Annotated in this window: 10 protein-coding genes; 4 read left to right on the top strand and 6 right to left on the bottom strand. The window is 71.9% G+C overall.

Going from position 1 to position 15,338, the window contains the following annotated elements; genetic code table 11:
* The first annotated feature begins 290 nt into the window (after positions 1-290).
* Positions 291-1,907, top strand: a complete 1,617-nt coding sequence (locus tag ABGB21_RS27015; protein ID WP_347655603.1) for a sigma-70 family RNA polymerase sigma factor — start codon at positions 291-293, stop codon at positions 1,905-1,907.
* A gap of 631 nt (positions 1,908-2,538) precedes the next feature.
* Complete coding sequence (locus ABGB21_RS27020; protein ID WP_347655604.1) at positions 2,539-4,668, top strand: RICIN domain-containing protein; 2,130 nt, start codon at positions 2,539-2,541, stop codon at positions 4,666-4,668.
* 48 nt (positions 4,669-4,716) lie between these two features.
* On the opposite strand, the gene ABGB21_RS27025 is transcribed toward ABGB21_RS27020, so the two are convergent.
* The 5 genes from ABGB21_RS27025 to ABGB21_RS27045 form a co-directional block, all read right to left on the bottom strand.
* On the bottom strand, positions 4,717-5,889 hold the full coding sequence (locus ABGB21_RS27025; RefSeq protein ID WP_347655605.1) for an ROK family transcriptional regulator: 1,173 nt from the start codon (positions 5,887-5,889) through the stop codon (positions 4,717-4,719).
* 124 nt (positions 5,890-6,013) lie between these two features.
* Positions 6,014-7,348: a sugar ABC transporter substrate-binding protein gene (locus ABGB21_RS27030; protein WP_347680141.1), complete on the bottom strand. Its 1,335-nt coding sequence runs from the start codon at positions 7,346-7,348 to the stop codon at positions 6,014-6,016.
* A gap of 94 nt (positions 7,349-7,442) precedes the next feature.
* Entirely contained in the window at positions 7,443-9,875 is a 2,433-nt protein-coding gene (locus ABGB21_RS27035) for a glycoside hydrolase N-terminal domain-containing protein (RefSeq protein WP_347655607.1), read from the bottom strand.
* A complete protein-coding gene (locus tag ABGB21_RS27040) occupies positions 9,875-10,777 on the bottom strand; it encodes a carbohydrate ABC transporter permease (protein ID WP_347655608.1) in 903 nt (300 codons plus the stop codon). The genes ABGB21_RS27035 and ABGB21_RS27040 overlap by 1 nt, the downstream gene beginning before the upstream one ends.
* Entirely contained in the window at positions 10,774-11,745 is a 972-nt protein-coding gene (locus ABGB21_RS27045) for a sugar ABC transporter permease (protein ID WP_347655609.1), read from the bottom strand. Before ABGB21_RS27045 ends, ABGB21_RS27040 begins: the two co-directional genes overlap by 4 nt.
* A gap of 147 nt (positions 11,746-11,892) precedes the next feature.
* Here ABGB21_RS27045 and ABGB21_RS27050 point away from each other — a divergent pair, with 147 nt between their 5' ends.
* Complete coding sequence (locus ABGB21_RS27050) at positions 11,893-14,097, top strand: alpha-galactosidase (protein ID WP_347655610.1); 2,205 nt, start codon at positions 11,893-11,895, stop codon at positions 14,095-14,097.
* Positions 14,094-14,702 (top strand): SGNH/GDSL hydrolase family protein, encoded by a 609-nt coding sequence (locus ABGB21_RS27055; protein ID WP_347655611.1) that lies wholly within the window; start codon positions 14,094-14,096, stop codon positions 14,700-14,702. The genes ABGB21_RS27050 and ABGB21_RS27055 overlap by 4 nt, the downstream gene beginning before the upstream one ends.
* Before the next feature lie 93 nt (positions 14,703-14,795).
* Here the strand turns inward: ABGB21_RS27055 and ABGB21_RS27060 are convergent, their stop codons facing one another.
* A complete protein-coding gene (locus ABGB21_RS27060) occupies positions 14,796-15,212 on the bottom strand; it encodes a hypothetical protein (protein ID WP_347655612.1) in 417 nt (138 codons plus the stop codon).
* Positions 15,213-15,338: the final 126 nt, after the last annotated feature.

A 15,338-nucleotide genomic window follows, 5' to 3' on the forward strand; every position in this document is an offset into this window, starting at 1 on the left:
TTCCGTGGCGACAACGATCCATGACGGCGTAGGGATCCCTGCGCCGACCGGCCTATTCGGGTGTTCCCGGTGGAGTCGGTGGCTCTCCGTCCGGACAACGGAAAAACCGACGGCGGCGCTTGACTCGACTCCCGCGGTCAACCACAGTCAACCACCACACCACGGACGACCCCGGCGCCGACGGCTACCGGGGTCGACACAGGGTGCCCGACCGATCGTGCCGTTCCCCTCCGGGTCGGCGCGTGTCGGGCGAGGGCGCCCCGGTCGGCACCTGCGACAGCGAAGTGGAAATGCGAGCTACCCGTACCACCGAGACGAGCCTGGTCCTCGCCGCGCAGGCCGGCGACCCCCGGGCGCTCGACGAACTGATCACGGCGTACCTGCCGATGGTGTACACCATCGTGGGCAGGGCGCTGAGCGGCGATCCGGAGGTCGACGACGTCGTACAGGAGACGATGCTCCGCGCCCTGCGGGAACTGCGGACGCTGCGGACGCCGGAGAGCTTCCGCCCCTGGCTGGTGGCGATCGCGTTGCGCCAGGTCAGCACACACCTGCACCGGCACCGGGCGAACGCCGCCCGCGCGGTCGCCCTGGACGAGGTGACCGAGGTCCCGGACGCCGGCGCCGACCTGGAGGGCCTGGCCGCCTTGCGCGCGGACCTGTCCGAGCAACGCCGGCAGGTGGTACGGGCCAGCCGCTGGCTCGACCCGGACGACCGGGCGCTGCTGTCGCTCTGGTGGCTGGAGACCGCAGGGCGGCTCACCAGGGCCGAGGTCGCGGCGGCGCTCGGGGTGAGCCTGGCCCACGCGGGGGTGCGGATCCAACGGATGCGTAACCAGCTCGAGCTGAGCCGGTCACTGGTGGCCGCGCTGGACGCCCGGCCCGGCTGCGACGAGTTGGCCACCGTGCTGACCGGCTGGAACCAGGTACCGAGTCCGCTGTGGCGCAAACGCGTCACGCGGCACACCCGGACCTGTCCCAGCTGCCTGCGGGCCGGCCGGGACCGGATCGCGCCGGAGCGGCTGCTCGTCGGTCTCGCCCTGCTCCCGGTCCCGCTGGCTCTGGCGGCCACCCTGACCGGTAAGGGCACTGCCATGGTCGCGGGTGCCGGCGCCGCCTCCGCAGCGGTGTTCTCGGGCACGACCGGTGGCTCCGGAGCCGTCGGGGCGGGTCTGAAGGCGGGGTTGCTCGGCCAACTCGGCCAGGTGATCGGGGCACACCCGGTCGCCGCGGCGGTAACCGCCGGCACGCTCGTCGCCGGTGCCACCGTCACCACGGCGACCTGGCCGGAGCCACCGGCGCCCGTGGTCGTCATCGCGGCGCCGACGTCGGCACCGGCGACCAGCGGGGCGCCCAGGCCCACCCTGCCGGAGGTCGTGCCGTCAACGCCGGAGCCCGGCACGACCGCGCCGAGGCCGAGCCGTCCGAGTCCGACCGTCACCGGGCCGTCGGGCGGCGGCGGGTCGTCGCTTCGGCCAGGGTCGGTGGCCCTGGAGCCGGTGAACCAGGCGGGCCTGCTCGTCACGACGACCGACGACGTCGGTGTGCTCGCCCAGGTCGGTGCGGACAGTCCGGCGTCGGCCCGACAGCGGGCCACCTTCGAGGTGGTTGCGGGCCTCGCGGAGCCGAACTGTGTCTCCTTCCGGGCGGAGGACGGCCGGTACCTGCGCCACTCGTCCTGGCGGCTGAGGTTGAGCGTGGACGAGGGGACCCCGCTGTTCCGGGGGGACGCGACGTTCTGCGTTCGTGCCGGTGCGGCGCCCGGTTCGGTCCTGCTGGAGTCGGCCAACTATCCGGGATGGTTCCTGCGCCACCGCAACCACGAGTTGTGGGTCGACCCGTCGGCGCCGTCCGCCCAGTTCCTCGCCGACGCGTCCTTCCGTCCCCGGCCTCCGCTGGTCCGGTAGCCGTACGGTCCGGCGCGTCCCGCCCGGCGGCAAGGGGTCCGGTGTGCGCCCGCCCGGCGGCAGCGGGTCCGGTGTGCCCGCCCGGGTCGCCGTGGGTCCGGTGTGTGCCTGACCGGCCGCCGTGGGTGCGGTCCGGACGAGGTGAGTCGGGTCGACCGCAGCCCTTCCGGTCGGCGGCGATGGACCGGGATCGCGAGCGCCGGACAGTCACGGGGGACCGGGGGCGGGGCGGACCGGCCCGCGACCGATCGGCCCCGGCCGGCGTAACAGAAAAGCGGTGTGACGTTTTTTTCGATCCGCGCCGAGGTCGAGATTGGAAAAGGCGTTATTGGTCCGGAGGCCCGAGCGTCGTGCCAAAAGGAATGCAGGTGGAGGCGGTCCGATCCGCGTATCGACAGTCGCCCCTTGAAGGTGCGGTAACAGTCTGGCAATATCCGGTACATCCATCCACGTGTTTGTCTCGCTACCTCATTCGGCGAGGTCGGGAGACTCGGGCGAAGTTGTTAGCGCTAACACTTGCCGCCGGGTCATCATGCCCGGGATCGACCGGGAGACCCGCAGGGCGGCCCCGCGACGACCTCCGGTACGCCGCACCGCGCCCGGCTGGCCCCCGACAAGAAGGAGAGACGTCATGAACGACACCGGCCGAGCGCCCCTGCCGGCGGCGCCGCCCGAACCGGCCCGCCATCCGGCGGCCCGCCCCCGACTGCGTCGTTGGCGGGCCGCGCTCGTCGTCACCCTGGCCACCCTCCTCGTCGGCACCGCCGCCATCGGATTCGGCCCGAATCCGGCGTCGGCCGCGACGGTCGACACGTCGGCCTGGTACGTCCTGCTGAACCGCAACAGCGGCAAGGCGTTGGACGTCTACAACCTGGCCACCAACGACGGCGCGCGGATCACCCAGTGGGCCCGCAACGACGGTGCCCAGCAGCAGTGGCAGTTCGTCGACTCGGGCGACGGGTACTACCGGCTGCGGTCCCGGCACTCGGGCAAGGTGCTGGACGTCTCCAACCGGTCGACGGCCAACGGCGCGGGGATCATACAGTGGACCGACACCAACGGGACGAACCAGCAGTTCCGGTTGGCGGACTCCTCCGGCGGACACGTACGACTGATCAGCCGGCACAGCGGCAAGGCGGTCGAGGTGCAGAACGCCTCGACCGCGGACGGGGCGAACGTGGTGCAGTACGACGACTGGGGCGGCAACAACCAGCAGTGGCAACTGGTCCGGGTCGACGGCGGCACCCCGCCGCCCACCACCCCGCCGGCCAGCGGCACGTTCGGCAACCCGGTGATCTGGCAGGACTTCGCCGACGTCGACATCATCCGGGTCGGCGAGGCCTTCTACCTCTCCGCGTCGACCATGCACTACTCGCCGGGGGCGCCGATCCTGCGCTCGTACGACCTGGTGAACTGGGAGTTCGCCGGACACTCGGTGCCCCGGCTGGACTTCGGGTCGAAGTACGACCTCTCCGGCGGCCACGCCTACGTGGACGGCATCTGGGCTTCCACGCTGAACTACCGGCAGAGCAACCGGACCTTCTACTGGGCCGGCTGCATCGACTTCGCCCAGACCCACATCTACACGGCTTCCGCGGTCGACGGCACCTGGAGCCGGCACGCCACCATCCCGAACTGCTACTACGACGCCGGCCTGCTGATCGACGACAACGACACCATGTACGTCGCGTACGGCAACGGCACGATCAGCGTCGCCCAGCTCTCCGCCGACGGCCGGACCCAGGTCCGCAACCAACAGGTGTTCCAGACCCCGTCGAACATCGGCACCCTGGAGGGAGCCCGCTTCTACAAGCGCAACGGCAGCTACTACATCTGGCTGACCCGCCCCGCGAACGGCCAGTACGTGCTCAAGGCGAACAACCCGTTCGGCCCGTACGAGATCCGTCAGGTCCTGCTCGACCTGCCGGGACCGATCGCCGGGGGCGGGGTGCCGCACCAGGGCGGGCTGGTCCAGACCCCGAACGGCCAGTGGTACTACATGGCGTTCACCGACGCGTACCCCGGCGGCCGGATGCCGACCCTGGCGCCGATCACCTGGACCGGCGACGGCTGGCCGGTGCTGCAGACCGTCAACGGGGTCTGGGGCGCCAGCTACCCGAACCCGTTGCCGCCGCGCCCGGTCAAACCGCTCACCGGCGTCGACACCTTCGCCGGGACCACCCTCGGCCCGCAGTGGGAGTGGAACCACAACCCGGACAACAGCCGGTGGTCGGTGAACAACGGGCTGAGCCTGCAGACCGCGACGGTCACCAACGACCTCTACCGGGCCCGGAACACCCTCACCCACCGCATCCAGGGGCCGACCTCGACCGCGACCGTGGAGCTCGACTACTCGACCATGCGGGACGGGGACCGTACCGGACTGGCGATGCTGCGCCAGTCCTCCGCCTGGATCGGCGTCCGGCGCGACAACGGCGCCACCCGGGTGGTGATGACCAACAACCTGACCATGGACGGCAACTGGAACACCACCGGCACCGGCAGCGAGATCGCCAGCGCGCCGGTCTCCGGCGGTCGGATCTGGCTGCGGGCCAACGCCGACATCAGACCCGGCTCCGGTCGGCAGGCCCGCTTCTCGTACAGCACCGACGGCGTCACCTTCGTCCCGCTGGGCAACACCCTGACGCTCAACAACGCCTGGCAGTTCTTCATGGGCTACCGGTTCGCGGTCTTCAACTACGCGACCCAGTCGCTCGGCGGCGCGGTGACCGTACGTCGGTTCGAGCTCGCCACGCCGTGACCGCACCGCGCCGGCCCGGCCCGACCCCCGGGCCGGCGCGGCGGCGCCTCAGCCCCGGTCCTCCACCAGACGGCGGATGGCCGAGGCGGAGGCGCCGCGCGCCCAGTCCTCGAAGGTGTACGGGCGGGCGACGATCCGGCAGCGGCCGGCCGCCCCGAAGACGTGGTCGGCGAACGCGGCCCGCAGCGGCTCCTCGAAGAGGTCGAAGTCGCTGACCGCTTCGCCGCCGATGATGACCAGTTCGGGGCCGGTGAGGTTCACCAGCGTCGCGATCGCGGTGCCGATCACGGTCGCCGCCTGCGCGAACACCCGTACCGCGAGTGGGTCGCCCCGGTGCGCCAGGGCGACGACCTCGGCGAGCGACAGGTTGCCGCCGTGCCCCCGGGCGACCTCGGCGACGATGGCGGGGGTACCGGCGACCGCCTCGACGCAGCCCCGGCGGCCGCAGGGGCAGACCCGGTCGGGTGAGGTCAGCGGCAGGTGCCCGATCTCGCCGGCCACCCCGTGGGCGCCCTCGACCACCTCGCCGTTGAGGTGCAGGCCGCTGCCGATGCCGCGGCCGATCGTGACGATCGCGAACGAGGCGGTGCCGACCCCCACCCCGAACCAGTGCTCGCCGATGGTGAGCGCCCGGACGTCGTTCTCGACCAGCACCTCCCGGCCGAGACGGTCGGTCAGGATCGTGCCGAGTGGCACGTCGGCCCAGCCCATGATCGCCGACTCGCGGACCACTCCGCGTCCGGTGTCGACATCGCCGGAGACGGCGACGCCGACCGCGCAGAGCCGTTCGGCCCGTACGCCGAGCAGGTCCACCAGTCCCGCCACGGTCGCCTCGATCGCGTCGACCACCACGTCGAGGCCGGTGGAGTCGAGCGGGCGCCGGTCGGTGACGAGGATCCGGGTGGTCAGGTCGGTCGCGACGCCGACGATCTCGTCCGCGTTCACCTTGACCCCGAGGGCGACCAGGGCGTCGGGTACGACGGTGAGCGGGTTCACCGGCCGTCCCGGCTGCCCGTCGCGCTGCGATCCGAGATGGTCGGAGACCAGGCCCACCTCGATCAGCGGCCCGACCGCCTTGGTGACCGCGGCCTGCGACAGGCCGGCGAGCCGGGCGATGTCGGTACGGCTGATCGGGCCCCGGGTGAGGATGCTCCTGAAGACCTCGGCTCCCGCGGCGGAGGCTCCTCGGAGCAGCGAGACCGCGGCGGCTGCGCCGTTCATTCCGGGTTCCCCCCTGTGGTTGCGACGCCGGCCGGAACGTGTGACACGCATGATTCCGAACACGACGATAGTCAGCGGCCGGGGCGGCCCGGCGCACCGCGCCACGCCGCCCCGGCACCGGTTCCTACTTGGCGAGGATCTCCCTGGTCTTCGCCGCCATCTCCGGGAACACGTCCTTGTTCCGCTCCCCGGTGAAGTACGCCTCGAACAGCGGCTGGATCGTGTCGACGACCTCCTGACCGTTCGCGGTCGGCGGCGCCGGGTACAGCTCGCCGTTGTTGAGCGCGTTGACGAAGCCGGAGATGTCCAGCCCCTGCTGGGCCTGGGTGTCGACGGTGACCTTCAGGGACGCGGCGATCGAGGGCAGGAAGGTGGCGTCCACCCCGGCGGCCGACTGGCAGGCCTCCGAGCCCATGTAGGTGACCCACTTCCACGTCGCGTCGAGGTTCTTGGTGCCGACGTAGATGTTGTTCGCGTTGGAGTTGCTGATCATCGAGCGTCCCTTGGGGCCCTGGACGGTCGGCGCGACCCCCACCTTCACCCCGGGGATCTTGGTGATCGAGGTCGCGTCCCAGGTGCCGCCCTGGACCATCGCGACGGCGCCGGAGCCGAGCTGTTGTCCACCCGCGGCGGTCAGTTGGCCGAAGACAGGCATCAGACCCCGGTCACCCAGGCCGCGGACGTACTCGAGGGTCTTGATGAAGTCGGGGTTGTCGTACTCGAGCTTGGTCGGCCAGGCCGGCTTGTCACCGAGCCGCCAGCCGAGCGTCGAGACGAACGGGTTCCACGAGGTCTGGCCGTTGAAGTCGCTGGCGGCGAGGCTGCCGATGCCGTACGTCGCCACGTTCTTCTTGTCGAAGCCGGGCTGGTCGCCCCGGACTCCCTTCTTGTCGACGGTGAGCCGGGCGACGACCTTGTCGAAGCTGCCGCCGTCGTCGGGGTTCCAGGTCATCGTCGCGATGTCGTTGGCGGTGAGGCCCGCCTCGGTGACCTTGTCCTGGTTGAAGTAGATCGCGGCGGCCGCCCAGTCGAGCGGGATGCCGTACTGCTTGCCGTCGGTGTACTTCCACGAGTCGACGCCGATGTCGAAGACCGACAGGTCGTAGCCGCTCTTGGCGATCAGGTCGTCGAGCGCCCGGATCTGCCCCTGGCCGGCGTACGCGCCGAGCAGCGGGACGCTGTTCTGGAACGCGTCCGGTGCCGAGCCGGAGACGAACCCGGCGGTCAGCTTGGTGAAGTAGTCCTCGACCGCGTACTGGGAGATCTTGACGGTGATGCCGGGGTTCGCCTGCTGGAAGCCGGGCAGGCACTTCTGGTACGAGGCGGCCTGGCGCTCGTCCCAGGTCCACCAGTTGACCGTGTTACCGCCGCCGGCGGAGTCGTCGTTGCCACAGGCGGTGAGCGACGCCGCGGCCAGGCCGGCCAGGGCCAGCGCTGTCGCGATTCGCGATATCTTCATCAATATCCTCATTTCGGGGGTGGTCGGGTGCCGTCGCCGGCGCCCGGGTGGGTGTGCGGTGTGTGGTGGGTCCGTGCGGGATACGGTGGGGGACTCAGCCGCCGGGCCGGGGCGGTCGGTGTCCGGCGGGCGGCAGTCCGACCTCGCCGTACGCCGGCAGGTCGAGGTCGACCGTGCGGTCGGCGTACTCGACGGCCACCCGGCGCGCGACGCCACGCAGGTCCCGCAGGACCGCGTGCGCGACGGCGCCGTCGGCCCAGTGGAGGTCGACCTCGACGCCGCCCCGGGCCCGCAGGCCGGTCACCCGGCCGTCCGGCCACTCGGCCGGCAGCGCCGGCAGCAGCCGGATCCGGCCGCCGTGGCTCTGCACCAGCAGTTCGGCGATCGCCGCGGTCAGCCCGTAGTTGCCGTCGATCTGGAACGGCGGATGCGTGCTGAACAGGTTCGGCAGCAGCCCGCCCCACTCGGAGCCGTCGACCGGGGCGAGCCGGCGGTGGTCACGGTCGAAGGCGGTGATCGCCTCGAGCAGCAGGGCCCGGGCCTCGGCGGCGTCCCCGAGCCGGGCCCGCAGCGCGATCTTCCACGCCCACGACCAGCCCATCGCCCCCGGCCCACGACCCTCGAGGAAGCGGCGGGCCGCCTCGGCGAGCCCGGGCGCACGATCGCGGCCGACCAGCTCGACCAGGTCGAGCGGATAGAGGGCGACCAGCGGTGACAGGTGCCGGTGGTGCGGGTCCTGGTCCACGACGTCGGTCGACCACTCGCGGAGCCGGCCGTCCGGCCCGGCGGTCAGTTCCGGGAGCCGGTCGAGCGCGTCGGCGAGTTGTGCGTCGAGCGGGTCGTCCGCGTCGAGCAGGGTGATGGCCCGGCGGGCGCGGTCGAACAGGGCCCGGATCAGCGCCACGTCCATCGTGGTCGAGACGCCGAGCGCCTCGGGGCGGCCGTCCGGGCCGAGGTACAGGTTCTCCGGCGAGGTCGACGGGACGGTCCGCAGCCGGCCGGTGGCCGGGTCGTCGACCAGCCAGTCCAGGCAGAACAGCGCGGCCGGTCGCAGCAGCGGCCACACCACCCGCTCCAGCAGGTCCCGGTCACCGGTGAACTCGTAGTGGTCCCACAGGTTGTGGGTGAGCCAGACGCCGCCCATCATCCAGATCGCCCAGCTCGGCGCGCCGTGGCCCATGCCGACCGGCAGGCTCCAGCCCCAGAGGTCGCTGTTGTGGTGGGCGACCCAGCCCCGGGCGCCGTAGAGGCGGGCGGCGACGTCGGTGCCGGTGCGGGCCATCCGGCGGACCAGGGCGGCCAGCGGTTCGATCGAGTCGTCGAGTCCGACCAGCGGCGCCGGCCAGTAGTTCATCTGGGTGTTGATGTTGATGGTGTAGTTGGACGACCAGGGCGGCCGCAGCTGGTCGTTCCAGATCCCCTGCAGGTTCGCCGCCGGACCGCCGGCGCGTGACGACGCGCCGAGCAGGTAGCGGCCGTACTCGGCGACCACCGTCGCCCGCAGGCCCTCGTCGGCGCCGTGCAGGACGTCGTCGGCGACGTCCCAGGTGCCGCTGCGCCGGCCGCCGATCGCGAAGCGCGCCCCCGAGACATGGTCCCGCACGTCGGCGACATGCTCGGCGAACCGCTCGTCCGCCGTCCGTCGGAGGGCGGACGCGGCGGTACCGCGGGCGCGTTCCCGGATCTCCTCCCGGGAGGAGATCCGCCAGTCGGTGCCGTCCGGGTCGGCCCACCACAGTCCGGCCCGGCTCGACGTCGACAGGGCGATCAGCAGCCGGCTCGCCCCGCGGATCCGCAGGGTGTCGCCGACGGAGTCCCGGATTCCGTCCCCGTCCACCGCGAGCGCCGCCACCGCGACGTGGTCGAAGCCGTCGGCCCCGTGGTCGAGGTAGCGGTGCGGCGGCTCCACCGCCGGTTCGTGTGCCGGCGCACCGTCGACCGGCGCGACCACGTCGAGGACGATGCCGGTCGCGCTGGTGTGCCGGCCCACCTCCCGCAGCGGCGTGGTCAGCCGTACGTCGACGTCGAGCACCGGGCCGGCGGCGACGTACTCGACGAAGAGGCAGCCGGCCGGCGCGGAGACGTAGGTCCGGCGGTTCACGGACGCGCCGCCGACGACCAGTGACTCGGTCAGGTACGCCTCGTCGAGGTCGAGCACCCGGGCCGGTACGCCGTCCGCGACCGCCCCGCCGTGCGTGGCCAGTTCCAGGTCGACGAAGGGCAGGAACTCCTGCGAGTACGGGCCCTCGAAGGTCATCAGCAGTGCCTCGGCCCGCCGCAGGTCCCCGGCGTCCATCGCCGACCGGATCTCGGCGAGGCGGTCGGGGCCGGCGCCGCCGGCGACCAGCGCGGCGAGCGCCTCGGCCGGCCCGTCCGGGTGTCCCGACCAGACGGTCGCGTCGTTGACCTGGATCCGGGCCCGGGCGCCGCCGAAGGCCATCGCCCCGATCCGTCCGTTGCCCAGCGGGGTCGCCTCGACCCACTCCCGCGCGGGTCCTCGCCAGGCGAGGCGCAGCGTCCCGGCCATCACTTGATCCCGGAGAAGCCGATGGAGTTGACGATCCGCCGTCCGAAGACCATGAAGAGCGCGAGCATCGGCAGGGCCGCGACCAGGGTGGCCGCCATCAGCCCCGCCCAGTCGGGTTGCGCCTGCGGCGACGACTGTTTGAACACGGCGAGCGCGAGGGTGAGCGGCTGTACGGACTCGTCGCTGGCGACCAGCAGCGGCCAGAAGTAGTCGTTCCACATCCCGATGAAGCCGAGGATGGCGAGGGTGGCGATCGGCCCGCTGCTCATCGGGAGGGTGACCCGGAACAGCACCCGGAGCCGGCCGGCGCCGTCGAGCAGCGCCGCCTCCTCGGTCTCGGTCGACAGCCCGAGCATGAACTGCCGGAGGAAGAAGATGTTGAAGGCCGAGAAGAGCGCCCCGGGCAGGATCATGCCGGCGAAGGTGTTGAGCAGGCCGAGTTCCTTCACGAGCACGAAGTTCGGCAGCAGGGTGAGGATGCCGGGCACCATCAGCGCGGTGAGGAAGAGGCCGAACATGAACTCGCGGCCGCGCCAGTGCAGCCGGGAGAAGGCGTACGCGGCCAGCGTGGAGAAGAAGACGATGAGCGCCGTGGAGACGCCGGCGTAGACCAGCGAGTTGACCAGGTAGCGACCGAGTTGGACGGAGGCGCCGGAACCGCCCTCGGCGATCGACTCCTCGGTCGTCGCGAGCCCGAGTACCCGCCTGAACGGTCCCCAGGTGAAGTCGACCGGAAGGATCGAGGCCGGGTCGGCCATCATCGCGTAGTTGTCGGAGAGCGCGGTCCGCAGGATCCAGTAGAACGGGAAGACCGTCACGAAGAGGACGCCGACCAGGTAGGTCCAGGCGGCGATCCGGCCGAGGCTGAGCCGGCGTCGGCGGGTGGTGGTGGGGGTGGTCATGCGTTGGTGTCCGATTCGCTCGCGCGCAGCAGGCGCATCTGGAGGAAGGTGATGACGAGCAGGATCGCGAAGAGGGAGAGCGACATCGCCGAGGCGTAGCCGAAGTCGAACTGGCCGAACGCCTTGCTGTAGATGTACATCTGCAGGACGTTCGACGCGTTGGCGGGCCCGCCCTTCGTCGCCACCTGGACGATGTCGAAGACCTGGAACGCGCCGATGACGTTGAGGACGAGCACCAGGGCGAGGATCGGCCGGAGCAGCGGAAGGGTGAGCCGGCGGAACATCTGCAGCTCGCCCGCGCCGTCGATGCGCCCGGCCTCGTAGACGGTGGGTGGGATGGTCTGCAGGCCGGCGAAGATGATGATCGACGTGTAGCCCATCTGTTTCCACACGTTGATCAGCGCGATCGAGGGGATCGCCCACTCGCGGGAGGTCAGGAACTGCACGCCGTCGCCGCCGAGCGCCTCGATGGCGATGTTGACGATGCCGAGCTGGGTGTCGAGCATCCACGACCAGACGGTGGCGGCGACCACCCCGGAGATGAGGAACGGCAGGATGATCAGGCCACGGATGACCGTCGACGAGGTGAGCCGGTGCAGCACCGCCGCGGTGACGACCGAGACGGCGAGGCTGATGGTCACCGAGAGCACGACGAAGTAGACGGTGACGCCGAGCGAGCGCCAGAAGACCTCGTCGCCGACGAGTTCCACGTAGTTGTCGAGGCCGACCCAGGTGGGCGGGGTGAGGACCTTGAAGTCGGTGAAGCTCAGGTAGAGGCCGCGCAGCGTCGGGTAGACCGCGAAGACGGCGAACCCGACGAGCGCGGGGGTGATGAGCAGCCAGGCGAGCCGGGCGTCCCCGCGGTGGGCGGGGGAGTTCGCGTTGATCGGCCGTCGGGCCGTGCTGCCCCGCCGCGTCGGCCGCCGGGCCGGCCGCGGGTCGCGGGTGGGTGTTTCCAAGAGCGCCATTGGTCTTCCTGCTTCCGCGTGCTCGACCCGTCGCGGGCTTCCTCGACGGCCGGCGTCTGGGCCCCGGCCCGGTCCGGCAACTTGCCGCGTCAGCCTAAGCATGATTAATTTACGCCGTCAAGTAACTGTTTCTGGAGGCTGTGACCCATGCTTTCCGGCGCTGACGCCGTACTCGCCCTCCGTGCCGGCGGCACGGCCTTCATCGTCGAGGTGCGCCATCCCGCCCCCCGGGTGCTGCACTGGGGGGCGGATCTCGGTGCGGTGGGGGAGGAACTGCACGAGGATCTCCGGCTCACCGCGGAACCCGCCGTCCTCAACAACTCACCCGACGAACCCCGGGTGCTGACCGTCTGGCCGACCGAGTACGACGGCTGGTCGGGAGTTGCCGCGCAGACCGGGAACGCCGGCGGCCACGCGACCACCCCCCGGCCGGTGCTCGACACGTACCGGATCGACGTACCGGACGACGGGATCGGCGGCACCATCGAGTTCCACTTCGTCGACCGGGTCACCGCGCTGCGCTCGTCGGTCGGCTACGACCTCGACCGCTTCGGTGTGCTCGCCGTCCGGATGACGGTCGAACGCGACGCCGCGCTGAACAGCTCGACCGGCCACCTGCCGTACACCCTGGACGGGCTGCTCGCCCTGCTGCCGGTGCCGGAACGCGCCACCGAACTGCTCGACTTCACCGGGAAGTGGTGCCGGGAGCGGGCTCCCCGGCGTACCCCGTTCGGCTTCGGCACCCACCTGCGGGCCACCCGGCGCGGCAAGCCCGGCCACGACTCGCCGTACCTGCTGGTCGCCGGCACCGAGTCGTTCGGCTTCGGCCACGGCGAGGTCTGGGCCACCCACCTGGCCTGGAGCGGCGAGCAGACGTACCTGGCGGAACGGCTGCCGGAGGGAGCCGGCGCCTTCGCCGCGGTCACCGGCGCGGGGGAGTCGCTGCGCTCCGGCGAGGTCATCCTCGCCGACGGCGACCGGTACGCGGCGCCGACCGTGCTGTTCGTCTGGTCGGACCAGGGCACCGACGGTGTCGCCGACCGGCTGCACCGCCGGCTGCGCGCCCGACCCGGCCACCCCGGTACGCCCCGACCCCTGGTGCTCAACACCTGGGAGGCGGTCTACTTCGACCACGACCTCGACCGACTCACCCGGCTGGTGGAACGGGCCGCCCGGGTCGGCGTCGAGCGGATCGTGCTCGACGACGGCTGGTTCCACCGGCGGCGGCAGGCGGACGCCGGCCTCGGCGACTGGTTCGTCGACCGGGACGTCTGGCCGACCGGACTCGGCCCGTTCGTCGAGGTGGTCCGCGCCCACGACATGCAGTTCGGGCTCTGGTTCGAGCCCGAGATGGTCAACCTCGACTCGGACCTGGCCAAACGGCATCCGGACTGGGTCCTCGGCCCCGCCGTCGGCCTCGGCCCGAGCTCGCGGCAGCAGTACGTGCTCGACATCGCCCGGCCCGAGGCGTACGGCTACCTGCTGGACCGGATCGACGCCCTGGTCCGCGAGTACGCGATCGACTACCTCAAGTGGGACCACAACCGGGACCTGCTCGAGGCGGTGAGCCGGACCGCGGACGGCGAACGGCCCAGCGTCCGGCGCCAGACGCTCGCCCTCTACCGGCTCCTCGACGAACTGCGTGACCGGCACCCGGGACTGGAGATCGAGACCTGCTCCGGCGGCGGCGGGCGGGTCGACCTCGGCATCCTCGACCGCACCGACCGGGTCTGGGCCTCGGACTGCAACGACCCGGTGGAGCGGGTGCGGATCGAGCGGTGGACCCGGGCCCTCGTACCGCCGGAGCTCATCGGGTCACACCTCGGCTCGGCCCGGGCGCACACCACCTCCCGGACCACCGACCTGTCGTTCCGGCTGGCCGGGTCGCTCACCGCGCACGCCGGCATCGAACAGGACCTCACCGTGGTCGACGACGGGGAACTCGCGACCATCGCCGCCTGGTCGGCCATGTACCGCGAGTTCCGGCCGCTGCTGCACTCGGGGCGGGTGGTGAACGCGGACCTCGCCGACGAGGCCACCGCGCTCTACGGCACCGTGGCCCAGGACGGTTCCCGGGCGCTGTTCACCTGGGTACGGTTCCAGACCTCGGCGGCCGGCCAGTCCGGACGGGTCCGCTTCCCCGGGCTCGACCGGACCGCCCGCTACCGGGTGACGGTCCGGGAGGAACTCGGCGCGGCCAGCCGGCACCAGGGCCGGGATCCCGAGTGGGTGGCCCGGGCCGTCGAGGCGCCGATCGAACTCTCCGGTGCCGTGCTCGCCGGGGCCGGCGTACCGATGCCGACGCTCAACCCGCAGCAGGCGATGCTCATCGAACTGGAAAGGACCGTATGAACACCCCGACCATCCTCTTCGTCGGCGACAGCGTCACCGACTGCGGCCGGCGCGACGACCCGGCCGGGCTCGGCGACGGTTACGTCCGCGAGATCGCCGACACCCTCGGCGGGGCGGCGTCCGTGGTCAACCGGGGGATCAGCGGCGACCGGAGCCGGGACCTGCGGGCCCGGTGGGACCGGGACGTGGTGGCCGCCCGGCCGGCGCTGGTGAGTGTGCTCGTCGGGATCAACGACACCTGGCGTCGCTACGACAGCGACGACCCGACGCCGGTGGCGGACTTCGCGGCGAACTACCGGGCGCTGCTGGCCCCGCTCGCCGCCGTCCGGGTCACGCTTGTCCTGGTCGAGCCCTTCCTGCTGCCGGTGTCGCCGGAGCAGGTCGCCTGGCGGGAGGACCTGGAACCGAAGATCGCCGTCGTCCGCGACCTCGCCCGGGAGTACCAGGCCGCGCTCGTACCGGCGGACGCGGCGCTGAACGCGATCGGCGACCCGGCCGGGCTGGCGCCGGACGGCGTCCATCCGGGTCACCGGGGCCACCGGGCGCTGGCGGAACTCTGGCGGGACCACGCGGCGGAGGCGGTGTCGACGGTGCTCCGCCGTTGAGCTGGACCGCCGGCCCGGTCGACGCCGTCCGGCTCCGGAGAGGCACCCTCCGGGGCCGGGCGGCGTTGCCATGACGCGGCCGGCGGCCTCGGTTCAGTCGTCGTCGACCTGGGTGAAGGTGACGGTGTCGGAGAGGTAACCCGGGAAGCTGAGGGTGAAGACGAGCACGTTGTCGACGGTGTCCGCGTCCTGGACGCTCCCCACCGCGTAGCCCTGGGGGAGGTGCCAGTTCGTCGGGGTGAAGCGGAGCATCACCGGCTGGCTTATCCAGCCGCCGCTGCCGCGCATCGACATCCCGAGGTAGGCCGCCTCGGCCGGCGGGTGGCTCAGGCGTACCCGGAAGCCGGCGCCGGTGCCCTCCGGGACGAACTCCGACTCGGGATCGGCGATCACTCTCGGAACCTCGTCGACGGTGGCCCGCGCCGGCCCGGCGGGGGCGACGATCGCGACGACGGCGAGGGAGAGCGCGCTGACGGCACCGGCCCAGCGGCGTACGGGAATGGCGGGCATGGGACTCCTTTCGGCGGGAGCGGACGTCACGGCGGCACCGCCAGAGCCCACCAGCGGTGCTGTTTCGGGTGCCCGTCCGCGCGAACGTATCGACAGTCTCCCATGGCTCGGGAACGCTTCGTATCG

The sequence above is a fragment of the Plantactinospora sp. B24E8 genome, from assembly GCF_039871735.1.
Taxonomy (GTDB): Bacteria; Actinomycetota; Actinomycetes; order Mycobacteriales; family Micromonosporaceae; genus Plantactinospora.